This window comes from Kitasatospora sp. NPDC023385, assembly GCF_055664045.1.
In genome coordinates this window covers 139,042-161,824 of the sequence record NZ_JBVOOL010000012.1, presented here as the reverse complement: position 1 = coordinate 161,824, position 22,783 = coordinate 139,042, and the positions used below count along the sequence as shown (strand labels likewise).

The following is a 22,783-nucleotide window of genomic DNA, read 5'->3' as shown; positions in this document are numbered from 1 at the left end:
TCCGTGATACGAAAGGCGAGACGACCGGGGGGACGGGAAAACCATGGCGGAGCGCGCTCCAGAGGGCTGGACCGATACCGAGCGTGAGCTCTGGGAGGCCTACCACCAGGGCCAGGTCCTCGACCTCCGCAGTGGCGAAGCCGGCACCGACGACCCCTTCGGCGACGCCGTCTGGGGCGCCCGGCGGACGGTCCGCGCCGACGTGCTCGCCCACCTGCTGCTGGTCCGCCCGGAGCCCGCCCCCGGGCGGGTCGCCTCGCTGCGGCTCAGCGGCGCGCTGGTCACCGGCGCGCTCAACCTGGCCGGCGCCGCCATCGGCGACTACGTCGAACTCCACGACTGCCGCTTCGAGCACAAGGTCCTCATCTCCGAGGCGGCGGTCTCCACCCTGCGCTTCCTGAACTGCCTGATCCCCCGCCTGGAGGCCTCCCGGCTCTCCACCACCGGCGACCTCCACATCGCCCGCTGCCGCCTGCCCGACGGCATCCGGCTCACCGACGCCCGGATCGGCACCGACCTGCTGCTCAACCAGTCCGTCGTCGGCGGCGACCGCCACGGCCGTGCCGTCTCCGCCGACGGGATCACCGTCCACCAGGACTTCGAGGCCGAACGGCTGGAGACCACAGGTGAGTTGAGCATCCGCACGGCCCGGATAGGCGGACGGCTCTCGCTCCGCGGCGCCCAACTGCGGGCCGACCGGCAGCACAACGACACCTGCCTCAACGCCGTCCGGGTCACCGTCGGCCACACCCTGTACCTGACCGGCTCCGCCGACCAGGGCTGGGCCGGCTCCCGCGGCTACTACGGCTCCGGCTACGGCCAGGTGCCGCCGCCCGACGGCCCCGTCACCCCGTTCCGCGCCTTCGGCCGGGTGCGGCTGTCCGACTCCCGCTTCGAGGGAGCCTGCCTGATCTCCGGCGAATTCCACCTTGAGGGTGACGACGAGCTCTCCCTGCGCCGCATCCACACCCCCGAGTTGCGCTTCACCTGCCGGTTCCGGCCCACCGGCACCGTCTCGCTCTCCCGCGCCCGGGTCGGCAACCTGGTCGACGCCCCGCAGGCCTGGCCGCTCGGCAGGCACCTGGGCCTCACCGGCTTCGTGTACGAGAACCTGCGCCCGATGACCGTCTTCACCATCCAGGAGCGGATCGCCTGGCTGGAGGGCTCCTCGGTGGACTTCCAGCCGGAGTCCTACGAGCAGCTGGCCGCCGCCCTGCGCCGCGACGGCGCCGACGACGACGCCCGCGAGGTGCTGTACGCCAAGCAGCGCCGGCGCCGCCGGACGCTGCCGCTGCCCGCCCGGGTCTGGGGCGCCGTCCAGGACGTCACCGTCGGCTACGGCTACCGCCCGGGCCGCGCGGGCCTGTGGCTGCTGCTCGCCTGGATGCTCGGCAGCGTCTGGTTCGCCACCCACCCGCTGGAGCCGCTCAAGGCCGACGAACGCCCGCACTGGAACCCGGTGCTGTACACCCTCGACCGGCTGCTGCCGATCGTGGACCTCAACCAGGGCGGCTGGAACCCGGGCGGCCTCGCCCAGTGGATCTCCGCCGGGCTGGTCGTCATCGGCTGGCTGCTCGCCTCCACCGTCGTCACCGGGGCCACCCGGATGCTCCAGCGCGGATAACCCGGCGGCATCCCCCGGTCCCGGGGAACTACGCTGTCCGCCGTGACAGAACGGCTTCCGCTCTTCCCGCTGAACACCGTGCTCTACCCGGGCCTGGTGCTGCCCCTGAACGTCTTCGAGGAGCGCTACCGCCGTCTCGTCGCCGATCTGCTCGAACAGTCCGAGGACGCCCCCCGGCGGTTCGGCGTGCTCGCGATCAAGGACGGCCGGGAGCTCTCCCCGGTCCGGGCGGAGGAGGGCCCGGCCGGGCCACTGGACGGCCTCGGCACCGCCACCGGCGACCCGCTGGAGGCGGTCTTCCCCGTCGGCTGCGTCGCCGACGTCGCCTCCGTCCAGCCCCAGCCGGACGGCCGCTACGAGCTGCTGGTCACCGGCACCACCCGGTTCTCGCTCCGCTCGGTGGACGCCTCCGGCCCGTACCTGACCGGCGAGATCGAGCCGATCGAGGAGTTCCCCGGCGAGGGCTCCGGCGCCCTGGCCGCCGAGGTCGAGCGGGCGTTCCGGGTCTACCAGACGCGCCTCGCCGGCGCCCGCGAGGCCAGCACCGTGGGCCGCCAGGAGCTCCCGGACGACCCACAGGTGCTCTCCTACCTGGTCGCCGCCGCCTCGGTGTTCGAGACCCCGGTCAAGCAGCGCCTGCTCGCCTGCCCCGACACCGCCCAGCGGCTGCGCGTCGAACTCGACCTGCTGCGCCGCGAGAGCGCCGTCCTCAGCTGGCTGCCGTCGCTGCCCGCCGTCGACCTCACCCGCCAGGCCTTCAGCCCCAACTGAACCCGGACCCCGCATGGCCAGGAAGAGCAGGAAGGGCGGCCACGGCACACCCGCCACCGTCGCCCTGGAGACCGCCGCCGTCCCCTTCACCGTGCACGCCTACGACCACGACCCCGCCGCCGCCTCCTACGGCGGCGAGGCGGCCGAGGTCCTCGGGGTGGCCGCCGAGCGGGTCTTCAAGACCCTGGTGGCCGACGTGGACGGCACCCTCACCGTCGGCGTCGTCCCCGTCGCCGGTCGGCTCGACCTCAAGGCCCTGGCGGCGGCCGTCGGCGGCAAGCGCGCCACCATGGCCGACCCGGCGGCCGCCGAACGCAGCAGCGGCTACGTCCTCGGCGGCATCTCCCCGCTGGGGCAGCGCCGCCCGCTGCGCACCGTCGTCGACGCGAGCGCGCTCACGCACCCGACCGTCTACGTCTCGGCGGGGCGCCGCGGCCTCGAAGTGGAGCTGGCCCCGACCGACCTCATCGCCCTCACCAAGGCCCGCACCGCCACCATCGCCCGCTGAGCCCGGGGCGGGGCAGGGCCGGGCAGGGTGCACCGACCGCGGGGCAGAACGACGGCGGGGCGCAGGGCCGCGGCCCGTACCAGGCCACCGACCCTCCGCCCCGCCACCGAAAACCACGGCCGAGAAAACCACGGCCGAAGACCGCGAAAACCTCAGACTCGGTCCTCGGGCTCCGCCGGAGCCGCGCCCACCGGAGCCGTCCCCGCCGGCGCACCCCAGTACGGCGGCGGGTCCTCCTCGCGCTTGCCGAACGCCGCCGACAGGGCCAGCAGCACCACCATCGCCGCCATCGGCCACACCAGCAGCGCGCCCAGCGCGCCCAGGTCGATGCTCGCGTCGAAGTGCCCGCCGTTGCCGACCCGCCGGGCCTCCCCGATCAGGTCGTTGCTCGGCCCGAGCCACCGCCCGATCCGCCAGGCACCCACCGACCCGAGCAGCCCGCCGACGGTCAGCCCCAGCGCGACCGCGATGCCGCCGCCGCGCCGCCGGGTCACCAGGAAGGCCCCGAGCGCGGTCAGGATCCCGGCGCCCAGGCCGAGGAGCACGAACACCGCGTCGGCCCCGGCCCGCTGCTCCCCTTCGGGGTCCACGTAGAGGATCCGGTCACCGTCCACGACGAGCGGCACCTTCGGCGCCAGCCAGACCCACAGCCCGGCCAGTGCCAGCCCGACCAGCAGACAGGCGACGACCACGCCCGCCCCGACCCGCACTTCCGGCAGCAGCCGCTGCACCGGCGAGGGCCCCTGCGCGGCGGGCGGGGCCTCCTGCGGGGGCGCGAACGGATCGGGCGCGGCGTCCGGGACCGCCTGCAGATCGGTGCGGGCGGGATCCGGAGGTGTGTTCGGTACGGTCACGGGCCCCATCGTTTCACGACGGCGGTCCGGACGATCCCACCGCCCGGGCGGCTCCTACCGCGAGACGGCGCGCCGGTACGCCCACGTGGCGACGGTCAGCGACACCACGCCCACGCCCGCGCACACCCCCAGGTCCGCGAGCACCATCGCCCAGTCCGGGTCGGGCGTGAACGTCCGCGCGAAGGCCTCCACCCCGTACGTGGACGGCAGCAGGTCCCGCAGCCACAGCACCGGCTGCGGCAGGTGGTCGACCGGCAGGACGCCGAGCAGCAGGGCCGCCGACATCCCGAGCTGCCCGAGCATCGTGGCGATCTCCTGCCGCGGCGCCAGCAGCCCGCAGGCCGCCCCCAGCCCGGACAGCGCGGCGCCCGCCAGCGGCACCACCGCCAGCAGCACCCACAGCTGCCCGAGCGGCAGCCCGAACATGACCGCGCCGACCGCCGCCGTGAGGACCGTCCCGGGCAGCGTGAACGAGGCGTACGCGGCGGCGGCCCCCAGGACCACCGAGGCCGGCGGCACCGGCAGCGTCGCGTAGTGGTCGAGGCCTCCGGTGGCCCGCAGCTTCCCGAAGTACTGGGCGAGCAGGTTCAGCGCGACGAACGCCACCACCAGCACGCTCGACCCGGCGACCACCGACCGCGCCGCCGAGGACTGCCCGGCGTCCACGACGCCCCGCATCATCACCAGGATGCCGACGGACTGGAAGGTGGCCACGAACAGCAGCGGGATCCGCGCCACCCGCGCCCGGGCGAGCTGCGCCCGGTACACGGCGGCGAGGGCCGGCAGCAGCCGGGCCGCGGGGGCGAGCGGAGCGGGCCCGGCGGAGGTCCGGCCGGGCCGCGGGGGCGCCGAGAGCAGGGTCACTTGGCCAGTCCTCCGTGGCGGCCGCCCAGCTTGAGGTACGCGTCCTCAAGGCTCGGCGTGGCGAGGGTGAAGTCGTCGAGCGCGGCGAAGGCGGGGCCGGTGGTGACGGCGGCGACCAGTTCGCGGGCCTGCTCGGGGGTGGTGCGGACGGTCCAGCGGCGCCCGGTGCACTCGGCCCGCTCGCGCAGCGCGGCGACGGCGGGCACGCCGACCGGCGCCTCGTCCCGCCAGACCAGGTCGAGCCGGACGTCGCCGTCCACCAGCGCCTTGAGCCCGCCGGGCGTGTCGCAGGCGATCACCCGGCCGTCGTCGACCACGGCGACCCGGTCGAGCACGGTCTCCGCCTCGATGACGTTGTGGGTGACCAGCAGCACCGTGGTCCCGCGTTCGGCGCGCCGCCGGTCGACGGCGGCCCACACCGCCCGCCGGGCGACGGGGTCCATGCCGGTGGTCGGCTCGTCCAGGACGAGCAGCGGCCGGTCCCCCACCAGGGTGGCCGCGAAGCAGGCGAGCCGCCGCTGCCCGCCGGACAGCTTGGCGAGCGGCCGCTGGGCGAGCGGCTCCAGGCCGAGTTCCGCCAGGACCTCCGCCGCCGCGCCGCGGGCCTGCGCCCGGCTGAGCCCGCGCAGCCGCCCGGTCGTCTCGGCGGCCAGCGCCACCGTCAGCTCGTCCAGCGCGGTGGATTCCTGCCCGAGGTAGCCGAGCAGCCGGGCGGCCCGTTCGGGGTGGCGCACGATGTCGTGGCCGAGCAGCTCGACGGAGCCGGAGTCGGGGCGCAGCAGCCCGGTGATCTGGCGGACCAGCGTCGACTTCCCGGCGCCGTTCGGTCCGAGCAGCCCGAAGATCTCGCCCTGCCGGACGGACAGGCTGATCCCGTCGTTGGCCCGGATCTCGGTGGCGGCCGTGCCGCGTCCGCTGCGGTAGGTCCTGACCAGGTCGCGCACGTCGACGCACGGCGGGGTTTCCCCGGGTGCTCGCCCGGCCGTCTCACTCACGACCGACGACTCTACGCGCTCATCCGGGCGAACCGGACAAGGGGGCCCGGTCGCGGGTGGCCGGGGGCGCCGTCGCGGCCCGCCGGCGGGCGGGTCAGTCGTCGACGACCATCGATCCGCCGGGCACCCGCGCCGCCAGCTCCTTCCAGAAGCCGGCCCGGATGGCGTAGCGGTCGTGCTCGTCGATCTGGTCGTCCTTGTGCGCGAGCAGCCCGAAGCGGGCGGCGTAGCGCAGCAGTTCGCCGTCGACCCGGTGCGGGATGCGCGGGTAGTCGGGCCACAGCACGGTGAGCCGTTCGGAGTCGCCGATCCGCTCGCTCCAGCGGCGGGCGAAGACCTGCCCGACCTCGTGGGCGTCGCCGCCGATGGAGGTGATGTCCTCCTCGCGGTCGGCCCAGCGCTGTTCGGCGGTGGTGAGCTGGGCGAGCGTGGGGAGGTTGTCGCCGGCGGTGACGGCGGGCTCGGGGGCGGGCCGGTCCACCCAGCCGCGGTCGGAGGACCACCGCAGCACCGGCCCGGCCTGCACGACGGCCGTGTGCCCGTTCGCCGCGAGCCCGTTCGCCGGGTGGCCGTTGGCGCCGTGCCCGTTGGCCACGTGGCCGTTCGCGCCCGGTCCGCCGACGCCGGTCCCGTTGGCGCCGTGCCCGTTCGCCACCGGGGTGATCGGGGTGACCGACGGGGGCCGCCCGGCCAGGTCCTTGGGCGTCGGGACGACCTTGAGCGCGGTCGCCGCCGACGGCCTCCCGTTGGCGGCGGGGGCGGCGCCCGCCGGCGCGACGGCTGCCGGACGGACCGCCGGCTCGGCCGGCACCCCGCCCGGCAGCGGGGCGGGCGGAGCGGCCGGCGGGGCGGCGAGGATCTTGGCGATCTCCTGCCGGGCCCCGGGCGCCGGGAACAGGGCGGCGGCGTCGCGCAGTGAGAAGGACCCCTCGATCCACTCCCGGTCGAGCACCCGGCGCTCGTCCGCCTCGCCGACCAGGTCCTCGGACTGGTTGAAGTCGCCGTCGGCGGCCTGCAGCGCCCACAGGTGGACGGCCACGCCGTGTTCCTTGGCGGTCATCATGCCGGGCAGCAGGTCGCCGTCCCCGGTGATCAGTACGACGTCGGCGCAGGCCCGGTTGCGGGCGAGTTCGGAGAGTTCGGCGTGCATCGCGGCGTCCACGCCCTTCTGCACCCAGCGCCCCTCGGCCCGGGTGAGCGCGCCGAGCCGTACGGTCACCCGGGGCAGCACGCGCAGCCGCCGGTGCTCGGGCATCGGACGCCGATCGGGCGCGGCGTCGAACCAGTAGATGCGCAGCAGCGGCAGCCCGGTCTCCGCCTCGGCGCGCTCGCGGAGTGCTGCGATCAGGGCCGTGTGGTTCACCGTGACCTTGGACCGGGACGGATCCCCGGCGAGCAGGCTGGCGGCGGCGCCCAGCAGGTATCCGGCGTCCACCAGGACGACACAGCGGTCCATCGCGCACCTCTTTTCGCTTGCCCTCGGGATTCGGCGGGGTGGCTCGACTGGGGCGGGCGGCACACCCGCCGTCCGGGCGTCAAGAGGTGAGGGGCCCCCGTCGTCGCCCGATCGTTGGGTCACCTTTTACCCGGGGTTCGCCTGCCGAACCTTGCCGGATGTCCCGGTCCCGCAACAGCCGCCCCGACGAAGCGCGCGGAACGCGAAGGCGGGCCCCGTACAACGACGGAGCCCGCCTGCTGGTCACGCGGCGGCGTTTCGGCCCTCGGGCCCTGCGGTCGGGTCCTCGGGCGCGGCGCCTCAGCCCCGGAGTTCGGCGGCGACCAGCTCGGCCAGCTGGACGGCGTTGAGCGCGGCGCCCTTGCGCAGGTTGTCGTTCGAGACGAACAGCGACAGGCCGTTCTCCACGGTCTCGTCCACCCGGATCCGGCCGACGTAGCTCGGGTCGCGGCCGGCGGCCTGCAGCGGCGTGGGGATGTCGGACAGCTCGACGCCGGGGGCGGCGGCGAGCAGTTCGACGGCGCGCTCGGGGCTGATCGGGCGCTCGAAGCGGGCGTTGATCTGCAGCGAGTGGCCGGAGAACACCGGGACGCGCACGCAGGTGCCGGCGACCTTCAGCTCCGGGATGCCGAGGATCTTGCGGCTCTCGTGGCGGAGCTTCTGCTCCTCGTCGGTCTCGTTGGAGCCGTCGTCCACGAGGGAGCCGGCGAGCGGCAGCACGTTGAAGGCGATCGGGCGCTTGTACACCTTGGGCTCGGGGAACTCGACCGCGGAGCCGTCGTGGGCGAGCGCGGCGGCGCCGTCGATGACCTTGGCGGCCTGGTCCCGCAGCTCGGCGACGCCGGCGACGCCGCTGCCGGAGACGGCCTGGTAGGTGGAGACGACGAGCGCGGCCAGGCCGGCCTCCTCGTGCAGCGGGCGCAGCACGGGCATGGCGGCCATGGTGGTGCAGTTCGGGTTGGCGATGATGCCCTTGGGGCGGTCCGCGATGGCCTCGGGGTTGACCTCGGAGACGACCAGCGGCACGTCGGGGTCGCGGCGCCAGGCGGAGGAGTTGTCGATGACGACGGCACCGGCCGCGGCGGCCTTGGGGGCCAGCGCCTTGGAGGTGCTGCCGCCGGCCGAGAAGATCACGATGTCCAGGCCGGTGTAGTCGGCCGTGGCCGCGTCCTCGACGGTGACCTCGGTGCCCTGCCAGGGCAGGGTGCGCCCGGCCGAGCGGGCCGAGGCGAACAGCCGCAGCTGCTCCACCGGAAAGCTGCGCTCCGCCAGGATCTCGCGGACCACGCCGCCGACCTGGCCGGTGGCACCGACAATGCCGATCTTCATTCCGACTACTCCTCTGAATGGTGCTGTTCACAGCCGCACTCTGCCCATCATGCCTTGTCACGGGCGTGGTACGACCGGGTGTTCCACGGTGTGAGAGCGGGCCCGGACAACCCCTAGTGGTCCAGACCACTCACCAGTGCCGACGCGGCGTCCACCTCGGCCCGGCCCGCCGGCAGCAGCGGCAGCCGCACGTCCGGCGTCGGGATCCGGCCCTGGGCGTGCAGCACGCCCTTGGTGACCGCCGGGTTCGGCGCCGCGAACGCGGCCAGCGCCAGGCCGGTCAGCCGGTGCCCGAGCGCCCGCGCGAGGTCGACGTCCCCGGCCTGCCAGGCCTGCGCCAGCTCGACGAACCGGCCGGTGGCCAGGTGGGCGGAGGCGAGGATGCCCCCGGCCGCGCCGAGCGCCAGCATCGGCGGGAGGAAGGCGTCCTCGCCGGTGAGGAACGCGAACCCCTCGGGGGTGTCGGCGAGCAGTTCGGCCGCCGTCAGGTCCAGCCCGCCCGTCGCGTACTTGACGCCCACCACCCCGTCGATCGCGGCGAGTTCGCGCAGCGCGGCGGTGGAGAGCTGCTGCCCGGTGCGGTACGGGATGTGGTAGACGAGCAGCGGCAGCGGGCTGCTCGCGGCCAGCGCCCGGAAGTGCGCGACCGTGCCCGCCTCGCCGGGCCGGACGAACGACGGGACGGTGACCAGCGCGGCCGCGGCCCGCGGCACCCTCGCCCCGAGCCCGGCCAGCGCCTCGGCGGTCGCCCGGGTGTCGCCGCCCGCGGCGCCGACGATCAGCTGCGCCCCGCGCGCGGCGCAGGCGGCCGCGGCGACGTCCACCACCGCGTCCCGTTCCTCGGCGGTCAGCGCGGCCGGCTCGCCGGTGGTGCCGAGCGCGACCAGTCCGGCCGCGCCGGCGTCGAGGACGTCGTGCGCGAGCTTCTCCAGCGCGTCCAGCGCGACCGAGCCGTCGGCGGCGAAGGGGGTGACCAGGGGGACGTAGATGCCCTTGAGTTCCATGCCTGCGATCCTGCGGCCGACGGACGCGCCGGGTCCAGTTCACCTTTCCGACGCTTCTCGTAAGCTGAGCCGATGCTCAAGTCGATGCCCAAGCAGATGCCCGCCTAGGCTGGGCTGATGCTCGACGTCCGACGCCTGCGCCTGCTGCGCGAACTCGCCCACCTCGGCACCATCGCGGCCGTCGCCGAGGCGCTGTCCTTCAGCCCCTCGGCGGTGTCCCAGCAGTTGTCCGTCCTGGAGAAGGAGGCGGGCGTCCCGCTGCTGGAGCGCACCGGCCGGCGGGTCGCCCTCACGCCGGCCGGGCGCAACCTGGTCCGGCACGCCGAGTCCGTACTCGCCCTGCTGGAGCAGGCGGGCGCCGAACTCGCCCACGCCAAGCGGGGGTTGGTCGGCCCACTGCGGATCGGCACCTATCCCTCCGCGGCCCGCGCCGTCATCCCCGCGGTGCTCGCCGAACTGGCCGGCTGGCACCCGGGGCTGGAACCGATGGTCACCGAGGTGGACCCGGCGGCCGTCGGCGCGGCCCTGCGCGCGGGCGAGTTGGACGTGGCGCTGGTGCACGAGTACGACCTCGTCCCGACCGACCCGGAGCCCGGCCTCGCGGCGACCCGCCCGGTCTTCACCGAGCCCATGTACCTGGCCGCCCGCACCCCCGGCACGGTCGCCGAGCAGCGCGGCGCGCCGTGGATCACGTCCCCGCCCGGCACGCTCTGCCACACCATGGCCGTCCGCGCCTGCGAGTCGGCGGGCTTCGCGCCCCGGATCCGGCACCGGATCGACGACTTCACCACCGTGCTGGCCCTGGTCGCCGCCGGCCAGGGCGTCGCCCTGGTCCCCCACCTCGGCGCCGCCCAGCCCCCGCCCGGCGTCGTCCTCACCCGCCTCCCCATGTACCGCCGCACCCGCGTCGCGTTCAGGGCGGGCGCCGGCTCCCACCCCGCCATCTCCGCGTTCGTCTCGGCCCTCCACACCGCCGTGCCGCCGGGCCTGGGCAGCGACTCCTGAGCCCCGGCCGCCCGCCTCCCCTTCCCGCCCGCTCCCCCAACGAAAGTTCCCCGCGCCCGAAGGGGCACGGGGAACTTCGCGAAGCGGGATGGCAACCCACCCGCACCCGGCCTCGAAGACCGGCCGCGTCCTGCGTCAGACCGCCAGACAGCTCGGCCCGAGCAGCTGCTTCAGGTCCCCGAACAGCGCCGGGTCGGACTTCACCCGGTGCCGGTCCAGCCGCAGCACCGTCGTCTTGTCGCGGCTCTCCAGCCGCACCCGCACCTCGGTCGTGCCCCGGTGGCTGCCCAGCACCTCGGCGAGCCGGGCGACCAGCGGCGGCGTGATCTTCCCGCTCGGGATGTTGATGGTGATCGGCGCATCGGCGTGCGCGTTCGACAGGTCGGGGACGGACAGCTCCATGCCCATCAGCCGTGGCACGTCCTCCCGCTTGTCGAGCTTGCCGCGTACGAACACCACGGCGTCCTCGACGAGTTGGGAGGACACGAGCTGGTAGCTCGCGGGGAAGAACATGCAGTCGATCGAGCCCGCCAGGTCCTCGACCGTCGCGATGGCCCAGGCGTTGCCCTGCTTGGTCATCTTCCGCTGCAGGCCCGAGATGATGCCGCCGATGGTGACGATCGTCCCGTCCGGCCGCTCCGCGAGGTCGGCGACGGCGCAGTCCGACTTGTCGGCGAGCACGTGCTCGATGCCGTGCAGCGGGTGCGAGGAGACGTACAGGCCGAGCATCTCCCGTTCCTGGGCGAGCAGGAAGGACTTCTCCCACTCCTCGTCGGAGAAGACGACGTCGAGTCCGAAGCTCGGCTCGTCGGCCGTGGCGTCGCCGCCGAACAGGTCGAACTGCCCCTCGGCCTCCTTGCGCTTCACGCCGACGACGTTGTCGATCATCGGCTCGAACTGCGCGCTGAGGCCCTTGCGGGTGTGCCCGAGCGAGTCGAAGGCGCCGGCCTTGATCAGCGATTCGACGGTCCGCTTGTTGCAGACCACCGACTCCACCTTGTCCAGGAAGTCGGGGAAGGAGGAGAACTTCCCCTTCGCCTTGCGGGTCCGGATCATCGAGTCGACGACCGGGCCGCCGACGTTGCGGATGGCGGTGAGGCCGAACCGGACCAGGGTGTCACCGTGCGGGGTGAAGTCCGAGTCCGACTCGTTGACGTCCGGCGGCAGCACCTGGATGCCCATCTTGCGGCACTCGTTGAGGTACACCGCCGACTTGTCCTTGTCGTCCTTGACGGACGTGAGCAGGCCGGACATGTACTCGGCCGGGTAGTTGGCCTTGAGGTAGGCCGTCCAGTACGAGACCAGCCCGTACCCGGCGGTGTGCGCCTTGTTGAACGCGTAGCCGGAGAAGGGGACGAGGACGTCCCACACGGCCTGGATGGCCGCGTCGGAGTAGCCGCGCTCGCGGCAGCCCTTCCGGAAGGGGACGAACTCCGCCTCCAGGATCTCCTTCTTCTTCTTGCCCATGGCCCGGCGCAGCAGGTCCGCCTGGCCGAGCGAGTAGCCGGCGAGGATCTGGGCGGCCTTCTGCACCTGCTCCTGGTAGACGATCAGGCCGTACGTCGGCCGGAGCACCTCCTCCAGGGGCTTCTCCAGCTCCGGGTGGATCGGGGTGATCTCCTGCTGCCCGTTCTTGCGCAGCGCGTAGTTCGTGTGGGAGTTGACGCCCATCGGGCCCGGGCGGTACAGCGCGAGGACGGCGGAGATGTCCTCGAAGTTGTCGGGCTTCATCAGGCGCAGCAGCGAGCGCATGGGGCCGCCGTCGAGCTGGAAGACACCGAGCGTGTCGCCGCGGGCGAGGAGTTCGTAGGTCGGCTTGTCGTCCAGGGGCAGATCAAGCAGGTTGATCTTGATGCCCTTGTTCTTCTCGATCGCCTTGACGGCGTCGTCCATGATCGTCAGGTTGCGCAGGCCGAGGAAGTCCATCTTGAGGAGGCCGAGGCCCTCACAAGTCGGGTAGTCGAACTGCGTGATGGTGACGCCGTCGGTGTGCCGGGTCCAGACCGGGATGTGGTCGGTCAGCGGCTCGGCGGACATGATGACGCCCGCCGCGTGCACACCGGGCTGACGGATCAGGCCCTCGATGCCGCGCGCGGTGTCGATGACCTTCCGGACGTCCGGGTCGCTCTCGTACAGGCCGCGGATCTCGCCGGCCTCGCTGTAGCGCGGGTGGCTGCTGTCCGTGATGCCGGACAGCGGGATGCCCTTGCCCATGACGTCCGGCGGCATCGCCTTGGTGATCCGGTCGCCCATCGCGTAGGGGTAGCCGAGGACGCGCGAGGAGTCCTTGATGGCGGCCTTCGCCTTGATGGTGCCGTACGTGACGATCATGGCGACCTTGTCGGAGCCCCACTTCTCCGTCACGTAGCGGATCACGTCACCGCGCCGGCGCTCGTCGAAGTCGATGTCGACGTCGGGCATGGAGATGCGCTCGGGGTTGAGGAAGCGCTCGAAGATCAGGCCGTGCGGGATCGGGTCGAGGTCGGTGATGCCCATCGCGTACGCGACCAGCGAGCCGGCCGCCGAACCACGGCCGGGGCCGACCGCGATGCCCTGGCTCTTGGCCCACATGATGAAGTCGGCCACCACGAGGAAGTACGCCGGGAACCCCATCTGGATGATGGTGTCCATCTCGTACTCGGCGAGCTTCTTGTGCTCCTCGTCGTACCCGCCCGGGAAGCGCCAGTCCATGCCCTCCCAGACCTTGGACCTGAAGAAGTCCGCCTCGGACTCGAAGCCCTCCGGGATGGGGAAGCGGGGCATCAGGTTCTTGAACTTGAACATGCCCTCGGTGTCGACGCGGGAGGCGACGAGGAGCTGGCTGTTGCGGCAGCCCTCCTGCCAGGCGTCCGAGGAGTCCAGCGCGTACATCTCGGCGGCGGACTTGATGTAGTAGCCGGTGCCGTCGAAGCGGAAGCGGTCCGGGTCGGAGAGGTTCTTGCCGGTCTGGACGCAGAGCAGCAGGTCGTGCGCGCCGGCGTCGGCCTCGGTGGTGTAGTGCGAGTCGTTGGTGACGACCGGGGGGATGTTCAGCTTCCTGCTGATCTCCAGCAGCCCGTCGCGGACCCGCTTCTCGATGTCGAGGCCGTGGTCCATCAGCTCCAGGAAGTAGTTCTCCTTGCCGAAGATGTCCTGGTAGTCGGCGGCCGACTGCACGGCCTCGTCGAACTGGCCGAGGCGCAGGCGGGTCTGCACCTCGCCGGACGGGCAGCCCGTGGTGGCCATCAGGCCGCCGGACAGCTCGGAGATCAGCTCCTTGTCCATCCGGGGCCACTTCACCAGCCAGCCCTCCGCGTAGGAGCGCGAGGTCAGCTTGAAGAGGTTGTGCAGGCCCTCCTTGTTCCGGGCCCAGATGGTCTTGTGGGTGTACGCGCCGGACGCGGAGACGTCGTCCCGCTTCTGGTGCGGCTGGCCCCACAGGATGCGCTTGGTGTTGGAGCGGGACTCCGGCGCCACGTACGCCTCGATGCCGATGACGGGGGTGATGCCCGCGTCGGTGGCCTGGCGGTGGAACTCGGCGGCGCCGTACATGTTGCCGTGGTCGGTCATGGCGACATGGGTCTGGCCCAGACGCTCGACCTCCTTGAACATCTGCTTCAGCCGGGCGGCACCGTCCAGCATCGAGTACTCGGTGTGGACGTGCAGGTGCGCGAACGGCTGGTCGCTCAAGGCGGGGCCTCCGGAGGCTCTGGTGCTGGTCTGGCGGGCCGGCGAACGTGCAGGTCACAGGGGGAAACACCCTGGAAATGGAGGTGGCCCGGACCGCCTCACGGAGTCCGGACCATCGCTCACACGCTCACCCGCCTACTCTAGCTCGCTTCGAACGGGCTTTCCCCGCGTGGCCGACGCCTCCCCGGGCCGGGGCCTGCAAAGCCGCGCCCCGGCGGCCCTCCCGACCGCCGGCGCCTCCATCGGGTCGTCCCGCAGACAGGCCAGACGAGCCCTCACCTCGGGCCGATCGGGGGCGTGCTCGACCCCGAGGAGACGCGCTCGCGCTTCGCAGTCCCACAGCGACTCCGCGTACGCCTCCGCCGTTCCCGCCGAACCGATGGCCGCCAGCGCCTCCAGGTAGGCCGGGCGCTCGTACGAGTGCGGGGTGCAGAGCCAGAACCGGCGCAGCAGGGAGACGGCGTCGGCGGCGTCCGGCCCGAACCGCGTCAAACCGCGCGCGAGGACGGCCGGGCCGCACCAGCGCCGGTCCACCCAGCACCGCTCCAGCTCGGCGACCATCGCCGGGACGTCCTGCGCCTCGCCGCGCCCCTGGTCCACCGGCCGGTGCCCGCGCTCGGCCTCGCACTCCGGCGCCGGCGCGCGCCCGGCCCGCAGCCGCCCGGGTACGGCGCCCTCCGGGGCTCCCCACCACGCCCGCAGCGCCTCCCCGGCCTCGTCCGAGCCGCCGAGCGCCAGCAGCTCCAGGACCTTCGCGGCCCGCTCGCCGGCCTCCTCGCCGGCGGCCAGCCCGTCGATCACCGGCTGGAGCGGCAGCCCCAGGTCCCGGATGAGCCCCGCGAGGTAGCGGTGCCGGTCGTCCGCCTGCGTGTCCCAGCGCCACTCCCAGCGGATGCACCCGTACACCAGCTCCGCGGCCGACGACGGATCCTCCGCCGCCATCAGCGCCCCCAGGCCCCGGCCTCGCTGCAGGAGCCCCGGAAGCGTCCCCGCCGGTGCGTACTCGTGTCTCCGCCGTGTCACGCGGTCCATCGTGCCGCAGCCGCCGCACGCGCGGCGACCTGCCGTCACCAGCAGCCCCCGCCCTAAACGGCGCAGAACTCGTTGCCCTCAGGATCACTCATCACGACGGCGTAGTGGTCCATCCCCGGTTCGGCCAGGACCCGCAGCACGGTCGCGCCGGCCGTGGTGAGCCGTGCCACCACGGTGTCGACGCGCCGCATGCGGACGGCCAGGGGGACGCCACGGCCGCCGCCCACCTTCAGGTCGAGGTGCAGCCTGTTCTTGCCGGTCTTCGGCTCCGGGACCTGCTGGAACCACACCCGCGGCCCCTTCCCGGCCGGATCGACGATCGACTCCGGCTCGTCCCCCGCGCCGCCCGCCAACTCCTCCTCGGGCACCCCCAGGTCCGCCCAGTAGTCCCGCCAGGTCGCATGCCCGGCGGGCGGGGGCTCGGGGACGTAGCCGAGCGCCTCCGCCCAGAACGCCACCATCCTTCGCGGGTCGGCGCAGTCGATCACCAGCTGCAGCGTCATCTCCATCCCCGGATCGTCCCAAGCACCTCTGACAACCGCACCCTTCGACGCGACCGGCCCCAGCGCCCCGCTGCGGCCCTCCCGGTCCCACCCGCGACACGCTGTCGGCGAACTGCCCTGTGGCGGTGCTTGAAGATCCACTCCGTGGGGAGTACTAGAGGTCGGAGCGGCCAGCAACGGGCTGACGTGTGCGGTGCGAGGAAGAGGAGTCGTAGCGATGGCAACGGGCGTAGTGAAGTGGTTCAACGCCGACAAGGGGTTCGGTTTCATCCAGCAGGACGACGGCGGACAGGACGTGTTCGTCCACTTCTCGGCGATCCAGCAGACGAGCGGCTACAAGGAGCTGTTCGAGGGCGACGCGGTCGAGTACGACGTCGTCCAGGGCCCGAAGGGGCCGCAGGCGGAGAACGTGGTCCGCCAGGCGTGACGACGCCGGGCCCCGAGTGACGGGCTCCGTCCCCGACCAGCCGGTCACCGGGGCGGAGCCCTGCCACCTACTCCCCCACGCCTCCCCCGGCGGGCCGGGCCCAGCCCAACCCGCCACCCATCGTGTCGACCAGCCACCGGGCCAGGTCGACCCCCTGCGGCCGGCAGTCACCCTCCGCGTTGGACCACATCGCGCACCCCAGTCGTAGAGCGGCACCCTCCGGCAGGCACTCCGCCGACGGGGAAGCCGGGGCCTCCGACTTCCCGAGCAGATCGGGCGTCCCGGCCGGTGTCTCGGTCACGGCCCTGCCGTGCACTCCACCCCGCTCGCTCTGCCGAGACCTGCCCACCCACTCATCCCACCCATCGGCCCGACGATGCCGAGGCGCCCGGGCCACGCCCGGGAACGCGGCTCGCCCGCCGTCCCCGGTCCCACCGGCGCGGCGGCGTGGCGAGTGGCGTATCGCCGCCCGCGACGCCATGGTGACCGGCAGCAAACCCCATCAGAAAGGGTCAAAATGCCTGAAGTCACCACCCCGTACGCGACCGGCACCCCGTGCTGGGTCGACCTGATGGCGAAGGACCAGCAGGCCGCGCTGGACTTCTACCGTGACCTCCTCGGCTGGCAGGGCCAGGCCGGCCCGGCCGAGTTCGGCGGGTACGCGGTCTGCGAGCTGGACGGCAAGCCCGTGGCGGGCATCGGTCCGGCGATGGCCGCCGAAGGCGCGCCGGAGCCGCCGACCGTCTGGACCAGCTACCTGGCCACCACCGACGCCCAGGCCACCCAGGACGCGATCGTCGCCGCCGGCGGAACCCTGCTCGTCCCGACCATGGACGTGGGCGACCTGGGCCGGATGCTGGTCGCCGCCGACCCGCAGGGCGCGGTGTTCGGCGTCTGGCAGCCCGGCGAGTTCTCCGGCGCCCGGGTGGTCAACGAGGCCGGCGCGCTGACCTGGAACGAGCTGCACACCAGTGACATCCCGGCCGCGACGGCCTTCTACGGCGAGGCGTTCGGCATCGAGATCGAGCCGCTTGACGGCGCGGACTCCTACTGGCAACTCCGGGTCGGCGGCCGCGCGGTGGGCGGCGCCACGCTCCTCGCCAACGACCCGCCCGGCACTCCGGCGCACTGGCTGACCTACTTCGCGGTCGACGACGTCGACTCCACCGTGGACGCCCTGGTCAGGAACGGCGGTACGGTCCTCGCCCCGCCCTTCGACATGATGGCGGGCCGCATGACCGTCGTCGCCGACCCTCAGGGCGCCGCCTTCGCCATGATCACGCCGACCCCCCTGTAACGCCGGACACGTCACGCCGAGGTCAGACCGCCGCCCGCCCGGAACCCTCCGGGCGGGCGGTTCTCGTTCCACGCGGCACCGCGGCCATCGCCTGCCTCTCCCTCTTCGTGTCCGGCCGCACGCGCCGAACCCTCCGCCGGAGTTCCACCACCCCTGACCGCGCCGAAACAATCCGAACCCGGCCGTCCGCAAGAAGGCCGGCTGGTACACGCCGGGAGGCCCGATCACGAACGCGCGGCCCCGCGCAAGCGCAGGTGACGCCAGCGCTCGCCGCCCCCACCCGCACGGGAAAGCGCGGGAAGTCGGCCCGTCCGACTTCCCGCGCTCCAAGCTTCCTTCGCGCCGGCCTCCTGCGCCCAACCCAGGCGCACCAGCCCCCGGCGCGCCAACCGCCTGCGCACCAACCGCCCCCGGCCTACCGCCGAGCAGCCCGCAGCCACAGTGAGAGCCCGAGGCAGAGCAGGCACGCGCCCGCCAGCACCACCGGAATCACCGCCGCTCCGCCCGAGCCGCTGAGCGCCCCCACCACCGCCGGCACGACGGCGTTGCCCAGCATGCAGCAGAGCGTCAGCACGGAGGTCGCCTGCTGCGGCACCTCCGCCACGCCGGAAACCCAGGCGATCAGGGTCGGCAGCACCGGTGCCATCGCCAGCCCGGCCAGCGGGTAGGCCACCACCGCGAGGTGCGGAACGGCGGCCAGCAGCAGCGCCGCGAGCGCCGCCGCCAGGTGGCCCGGCAGGGTGGTGCGGCCGGGCAGCCGCCTGGTCAGCTGCGGGAGGACCAGCCGTCCGACGGCCATCCCGGCCCAGAATCCCGAGGCCGCCGTCGTGGCCGCCTGGCTGCTCCAGCCGTCGCGGACCAGCTGCGTCGACTGCCAGGCGCCGATGCTGGTCTCCATGCCCGCGTACACCAGGCCCACCACCAGGAACGGGAGCAGCGCCATCCCGGTCCGTCCGCGCCGGCCGTCCTGTTCACCGCGCCCCGCGTCGGCCTCGGGCGACGCGGCGAGCACCGCTCCGGCCCGTCCGACCAGGAAGCACGGCAGCGCGCACACCGCGGCCGCCAGTGCCAGCAGCCGGATGTCCGTGTGTCCGACGGCCCCCGCGGCCAGCGGGCCCAGCATCGCGCCGATCCCGAAGACCGCGTTCAGCCGGTTGACCATCACCACGCTGTTCCCGGCGAAGCCGCGCGCGAACGCCGTGTTGAGGGTGAGCGCGAGTCCGCCGTACCCGATGCCGGTCACCGTCGCGCAGCCGAGGTAGGCGGCCCAGCCGGGGCTCACCGCCATCCCGGCCGCGCCCGCCGCGAAGACGGCGAGCAGGACGGGCGGCGCGGCCCGGACGTTCAGCCGCCGGCCGAGCAGCCCGATGCAGACGGTCGCCGCGAGCGCGCCGAGGTTGTAGGCGGAGACCACCCGCCCGACCTCGTGCTGGTCGCCGAACCGTTCGCGCAGGAAGGGGAGCGAGGCGCCGAGCGAGGCGGTGAGCACGCCCAGGACGAGGAAGACGCAGAACGCCGAGACCGCCGCCGACCTGGCCATCACCGGGGCTTCCGACGCGACCGGTATCGAGCCCGCTGCTGCCGACACACCCTCCCCCGAAGCGCCCTCCCCCGAGACGCCCGCCCCCGCGTCGGTGAGCGTCCGGTCGGACGCGGCCCGGCCTGCCTCAGCCACCGGCGGGTCCGACCGCGAGCGCCACGGTGACCAGCCCGTCCGGGTCGGACAACGTGATCGTCCCGTGGTCCGCGCCGGCCCCGCCCGTCACGAGCGCGGTGAAGTCCGGTACGGCGACCACCGCACCGGCCTCCACCAGGGCCCGTCCGCCGATCCCGACGCACACGGCCCCCGCGTCGACCGCCGAGCGGACCCCGCTGACCGAGTCCTCGAAGACCAGCGTGCGCTCCGGCCGGATCCCGAGCCCGCGGCAGGCCGACAGGTACGGGTCCGGGTGCGGCTTGCCCCGTTCGACGTCGTCCCGGGTGACCCGCACCCGGAAGACGTCGAGCAGGCCGAGACCGCCCAGCGCGTTGTCGATCTTGCGGGTCCAGCTGCTGGTGGCCAGGCCGACGGGCACCCCGACCCGCCAGAGCCGGGTGGCGAGCCCGTCGGCACCGGGGACGGCCTGGTACGGGGCCTCCTCCTCGACGGTGTCCACCTCGGCCCAGATCGCCCTGCGGTCGGCGTCCGAGTGGTGCGGGAAGATCAGCCGCACCGTCTGGTCGCCGGTCCGCCCGTGGACGTACTCCTCGACCTCGGGGTCGGCCAGCACCCGGCCGTGGCGCCGGGCCACCGAGCGCCACGCCTCCTCGATCACGGGCCTGGAGTCGATCAGGACCCCGTCCATGTCGAAGACGACGGCCTCGACCTCGTACCGCGTTCCGGCTGCCTGCGGCTGCATCGGTCTCCTCACTCGGCGCTTGCGCCATACGATCTGACGATAGTTCACATCCGACCGGCCGGGCGGTCAATTGGACTAGACCTCGGCCAACAGGCCCGGGCACAGGCACGGGATCCGGCCCGAACCCGACCCCGGGCCCGGACCGTCTCCCGCCCGACCGATCCGACGACTAGCCAGCCTGCCGGGCCATGAAGCCGTCGGCGGAGTCCTTCCAGACCAGGTACACGTCGTCGACCAGGAGCAGGTCGACCACCTCGTCGAGCACCGGGTCGAGCGCGTCGCGGTGCGACCCGACGATCGGCTCCTCGTGCTTGTTGAACGAGGTGTTCACCAGCGCCGCCTGCCCGCTGCGGTCGTACCAGGCCATCAGCAGGCCGTGCAGGAACGGGTCGTCCTGGGACCGGACGATCTGCGGACGGGCGGTGTTGTCGACGTGCACCACGGCCGGGCAGGCCTTGGCGAACGTCTCGTGGCAGTCGTACGTGACGGTCATGAACAGCGCCGCCGGCTGCTCCGGCGCCCAGCCCACGTAGCAGTCGGCCGCCAGGTCCTCGGCGGTGATCGGCGCGAAGGGCATGAACTCGGTGCGGTTCAGGCGCTTGTTGAGCCAGTCGTTCATGGTCACGTCGGCGGTGCCGTAGATGACGCTGCGCCGGCCGAGGGCCCGCGGGCCGAACTCCATCCGGCCGCGGTAGGTGCCGATGACCTGGTTCGCTTCCAGCGCGGCGAGCAGGACCTCCCGCATGCCGTCGCCGATCCGCCGGTAGCGCAGCTCCGGGTAGTCGTGCAGGATCTCCTCCAGCCGGCCCTCGGAGATGGCCGCGTCCGGTCCGAGCGCCATCGAGGGCACCCGCGGGCGCTCGCCGGTCTCGCGATGGGCCACGATCACGGCGGTCTGCAGGGGCAGCCCGCCGTCGCCCATCGGTGGCAGCACGTAGATGTTCCGCACGCCCTCGGTGTCGAAGATCCGCTGGTTGAGCTTGACGTTGGCGAACACGCCGCCGGACAGGCAGACGTTGCCGCCGGGCACCCGGCCGATGTGCCGCGCCACCACGGCGGTCAGCAGGTTCTCGACGTGCCGCTGGGCGGCCGCCGCGACGTCGGCCGGTTCGTGCCGGGCGATCTCGCGCAGCAGTTCCTCGGAGTAGCCCTCGTAGGAGGGCTGGTACCAGTCGCCGCAGCGGGCGCGGATCGCGCCGTTCTCCTCGACGTCGATCATCCGGCGCATCAGCGGGAGGAGCTTCTCCGGATCGCCGTTGGCGGCGAGACCGGTGATCTTGCCTTCGTGGCGGTTGGGGCGGAAGCCGAGCAGCTTGGTGATCCGGCCGTAGAAGTAGCCCAGGCTGTCGATCGAGGTCTCGCGCTGGAGCACCGCCTCGCCGCCGGGGAAGTAGTGCGTGACGGTCAGGGACTGGAAGTCCCCGCGGCCGTCGCAGGTGACCACGAGGGCTTCGTCGAACGGGGAGCAGAGGAAGGCGCCCAGGCCGTGCGATTCGTGGTGGTCGACGTGAACCACCTTTCCGCGCAGCCCGTTCTCCTTGATGAAGGCATCGAACTCGCCGCGCTTCTCGCGGTCGTTCACAATTTCGTCGAATATCCGCTTGCGCAGGTGCGGAAGCGCTTCGGGGCGCAGCCGGGCCTCCTCCGAAATTCGGTCGACGTAGAGCAGCAGGTGCTTTTCGGCGCTGAATCCGGCCTGCCACCCGTAGGCCACCCGGTCGACATCCGAAAGGGCGATCCCGGCTTCCTTCAGGACGTAGTCGATCGACTGCTCCGGCCAGGCCTTGTGGTCCTTGATCCGGGTGAACCGCTCTTCACTGACGGCCGCGACGACGGTTCCGTCCTGGACCAGGCAGGCGCCGGCCAGGTCGTTGTTGGTGATTCCGAGGACAAGCACGTGCGGCTCCAATGCTTATGTCGCGGGAAATGACCAGACGGCATTTCCACGGATTCGGTGAGCAGGTGAAAGTCGGAGTGCACCGCGATGTTATGGAGAGATTTCCCGGGAGATCAACGAGGCCGTGAGGAATCCGGTCAACCCGACCGGCTGTCGGACGGTGACGCGGGGGCGGCCGTCCGGTTAACAACAGTTCGTAGGTCGATCATCAGTGCTGGCGGGGTGGCACAGGCCCGCCAAGAGGTCTGGACCACTAGGGCGCCGATCACCGTCTGTAGCTGTCCGGAAACAGCCCTTCCGAGGGCCGGCCGGCACTTCCGCCGCCTCCCGGGCGTCCCTCCGGCACCTCGCCACTCCCGCACCACAGGCCACCCGGGCCACACGGGCCCCTGGGAACCACCCGGCGGCACCGCCCTCGGCACGCCCTTTCCAGCGCCCTCCGCAACTTCCTCCGCAACGCCGAAGGCCAGGCCGAGGCATCCGCCTCGACCTGGCCTTCGTCCGCTGTCTGTCGCCCGCCGTCCGCTACCGGGCCGTCCCAGCACCGTCCGCCCGGGACGTCCTCAGTCGTCCAGCTCCGCGAGGAACGCCAGCGCCGCCGCCCAGGCCCGCTCCGCCGCCTGCGCGTCGTAGTCCGCCAGCTCCGGGTCGGTGAACAGGTGCCCGGCGCCCCCATAGCGGTGCACCTCCACGTCCGCCCCGGCGCGCCGCATGCGCAGGTACCAGGCGTTCAGCCAGTCCTCCGTCTCGAACGGGTCCGGCTCCGCGACGTGCAGCTGCACGGGGATCGAGGTGGCCGCGTCCTCCCGGAGGTCCGACGTGCCGTGGAGGAGCAGCAGTCCGCGCGCCTTCTCGTCCGCGAGCGCGAGGTTCTGCGCCAGCGAGCCGCCGAGCGAGAACCCGGCGTACAGCAGCCCGCCCTCGGACAGCGGAGCGGCCGCCGTCACCGCCCGGCGCAGCAGTTCGTCGGCGCCCCCGACCTCCTCCTGGTAGGCCTGCCCGTCCTCGATCGAGTCGAAGGTCCGCCCCTCGAACAGGTCCGGGGTGTGCACGGTGTGCCCGGCGGCGCGCAGCCGGTCGGCGGCGGCGTGCACGGCGGGGCGCAGCCCGTAGGCGGAGTGGAAGAGGACGATCTGGGCCACGGTTCGG

General features: G+C 73.1%; 19 protein-coding genes. 6 read left to right on the top strand and 13 right to left on the bottom strand.

Annotated elements, in window-relative coordinates:
- Nucleotides 1-43: 43 nt before the first annotated feature.
- From AC0B61_RS20385 to ybaK, 3 genes are read left to right on the top strand one after another with little or no spacing between them, the layout of a single operon-like run.
- The gene (locus tag AC0B61_RS20385) at nucleotides 44-1,624 is read left to right on the top strand and encodes an oxidoreductase (RefSeq protein ID WP_471742103.1); all 1,581 of its coding nucleotides are present in this window, start codon (nucleotides 44-46) and stop codon (nucleotides 1,622-1,624) included.
- 42 nt (nucleotides 1,625-1,666) lie between these two features.
- The gene (locus AC0B61_RS20380) at nucleotides 1,667-2,395 is read left to right on the top strand and encodes an LON peptidase substrate-binding domain-containing protein (protein ID WP_471742102.1); all 729 of its coding nucleotides are present in this window, start codon (nucleotides 1,667-1,669) and stop codon (nucleotides 2,393-2,395) included.
- 13 nt (nucleotides 2,396-2,408) lie between these two features.
- Nucleotides 2,409-2,903, top strand: a complete 495-nt coding sequence (gene ybaK / locus AC0B61_RS20375) for a Cys-tRNA(Pro) deacylase (protein ID WP_471742101.1) — start codon at nucleotides 2,409-2,411, stop codon at nucleotides 2,901-2,903.
- Nucleotides 2,904-3,055: 152 nt separating this feature from the next.
- Here the strand turns inward: ybaK and AC0B61_RS20370 are convergent, their stop codons facing one another.
- The 6 genes from AC0B61_RS20370 to AC0B61_RS20345 all read right to left on the bottom strand — a co-directional run bounded on the left by AC0B61_RS20370 (nucleotide 3,056) and on the right by AC0B61_RS20345 (nucleotide 9,405).
- Entirely contained in the window at nucleotides 3,056-3,757 is a 702-nt protein-coding gene (locus AC0B61_RS20370; protein WP_471742100.1) for a hypothetical protein, read from the bottom strand.
- A gap of 54 nt (nucleotides 3,758-3,811) precedes the next feature.
- Nucleotides 3,812-4,621, bottom strand: coding sequence for an ABC transporter permease (locus AC0B61_RS20365; protein ID WP_471742099.1), 810 nt, complete (start codon nucleotides 4,619-4,621; stop codon nucleotides 3,812-3,814).
- Nucleotides 4,618-5,616 carry an ABC transporter ATP-binding protein gene (locus AC0B61_RS20360; protein ID WP_471742098.1) on the bottom strand — a complete coding sequence of 333 codons (999 nt, stop codon included), beginning with the start codon at nucleotides 5,614-5,616 and terminating at the stop codon, nucleotides 4,618-4,620. The genes AC0B61_RS20365 and AC0B61_RS20360 overlap by 4 nt, the downstream gene beginning before the upstream one ends.
- A 94-nt stretch (nucleotides 5,617-5,710) precedes the next feature.
- Nucleotides 5,711-7,072, bottom strand: coding sequence for an NYN domain-containing protein (locus AC0B61_RS20355; protein WP_471742097.1), 1,362 nt, complete (start codon nucleotides 7,070-7,072; stop codon nucleotides 5,711-5,713).
- A 300-nt stretch (nucleotides 7,073-7,372) separates the two neighbouring features.
- A complete protein-coding gene (locus AC0B61_RS20350) occupies nucleotides 7,373-8,401 on the bottom strand; it encodes an aspartate-semialdehyde dehydrogenase (RefSeq protein WP_471742096.1) in 1,029 nt (342 codons plus the stop codon).
- Nucleotides 8,402-8,514: 113 nt separating this feature from the next.
- Nucleotides 8,515-9,405, bottom strand: coding sequence for a dihydrodipicolinate synthase family protein (locus AC0B61_RS20345; RefSeq protein WP_471742095.1), 891 nt, complete (start codon nucleotides 9,403-9,405; stop codon nucleotides 8,515-8,517).
- 117 nt (nucleotides 9,406-9,522) lie between these two features.
- On the opposite strand from AC0B61_RS20345, the gene AC0B61_RS20340 reads away from it, so the two are divergent.
- On the top strand, nucleotides 9,523-10,410 hold the full coding sequence (locus AC0B61_RS20340) for a LysR family transcriptional regulator (protein ID WP_471742094.1): 888 nt from the start codon (nucleotides 9,523-9,525) through the stop codon (nucleotides 10,408-10,410).
- Nucleotides 10,411-10,545: 135 nt separating this feature from the next.
- Here AC0B61_RS20340 and dnaE read toward each other — a convergent pair whose 3' ends face one another.
- From dnaE to AC0B61_RS20325, 3 genes are all read right to left on the bottom strand, one after another.
- On the bottom strand, nucleotides 10,546-14,079 hold the full coding sequence (gene dnaE / locus AC0B61_RS20335) for a DNA polymerase III subunit alpha (protein ID WP_471742093.1): 3,534 nt from the start codon (nucleotides 14,077-14,079) through the stop codon (nucleotides 10,546-10,548).
- Nucleotides 14,080-14,214: 135 nt separating this feature from the next.
- Complete coding sequence (locus tag AC0B61_RS20330; RefSeq protein ID WP_471742092.1) at nucleotides 14,215-15,102, bottom strand: hypothetical protein; 888 nt, start codon at nucleotides 15,100-15,102, stop codon at nucleotides 14,215-14,217.
- A 62-nt stretch (nucleotides 15,103-15,164) separates the two neighbouring features.
- Nucleotides 15,165-15,620 carry a VOC family protein gene (locus tag AC0B61_RS20325; protein ID WP_471742091.1) on the bottom strand — a complete coding sequence of 152 codons (456 nt, stop codon included), beginning with the start codon at nucleotides 15,618-15,620 and terminating at the stop codon, nucleotides 15,165-15,167.
- A 211-nt stretch (nucleotides 15,621-15,831) separates the two neighbouring features.
- Between AC0B61_RS20325 and AC0B61_RS20320 the strand changes: the two genes are divergently transcribed.
- Nucleotides 15,832-16,041 (top strand): cold-shock protein, encoded by a 210-nt coding sequence (locus AC0B61_RS20320; RefSeq protein WP_471742090.1) that lies wholly within the window; start codon nucleotides 15,832-15,834, stop codon nucleotides 16,039-16,041.
- A 517-nt stretch (nucleotides 16,042-16,558) separates the two neighbouring features.
- On the top strand, nucleotides 16,559-17,338 hold the full coding sequence (locus AC0B61_RS20315) for a VOC family protein (protein WP_471742089.1): 780 nt from the start codon (nucleotides 16,559-16,561) through the stop codon (nucleotides 17,336-17,338).
- A gap of 415 nt (nucleotides 17,339-17,753) precedes the next feature.
- Here the strand turns inward: AC0B61_RS20315 and AC0B61_RS20310 are convergent, their stop codons facing one another.
- The 4 genes from AC0B61_RS20310 to AC0B61_RS20295 form a co-directional block, all read right to left on the bottom strand.
- Nucleotides 17,754-19,013: an MFS transporter gene (locus AC0B61_RS20310; protein ID WP_471742088.1), complete on the bottom strand. Its 1,260-nt coding sequence runs from the start codon at nucleotides 19,011-19,013 to the stop codon at nucleotides 17,754-17,756.
- On the bottom strand, nucleotides 19,006-19,737 hold the full coding sequence (locus AC0B61_RS20305; protein ID WP_471742087.1) for an HAD family hydrolase: 732 nt from the start codon (nucleotides 19,735-19,737) through the stop codon (nucleotides 19,006-19,008). Before AC0B61_RS20305 ends, AC0B61_RS20310 begins: the two co-directional genes overlap by 8 nt.
- 169 nt (nucleotides 19,738-19,906) lie before the next feature.
- Nucleotides 19,907-21,634 (bottom strand): carbamoyltransferase family protein, encoded by a 1,728-nt coding sequence (locus AC0B61_RS20300; RefSeq protein WP_471742086.1) that lies wholly within the window; start codon nucleotides 21,632-21,634, stop codon nucleotides 19,907-19,909.
- Nucleotides 21,635-22,197: 563 nt separating this feature from the next.
- On the bottom strand, nucleotides 22,198-22,776 hold the full coding sequence (locus tag AC0B61_RS20295) for a dienelactone hydrolase family protein (protein ID WP_471742085.1): 579 nt from the start codon (nucleotides 22,774-22,776) through the stop codon (nucleotides 22,198-22,200).
- Nucleotides 22,777-22,783: the final 7 nt, after the last annotated feature.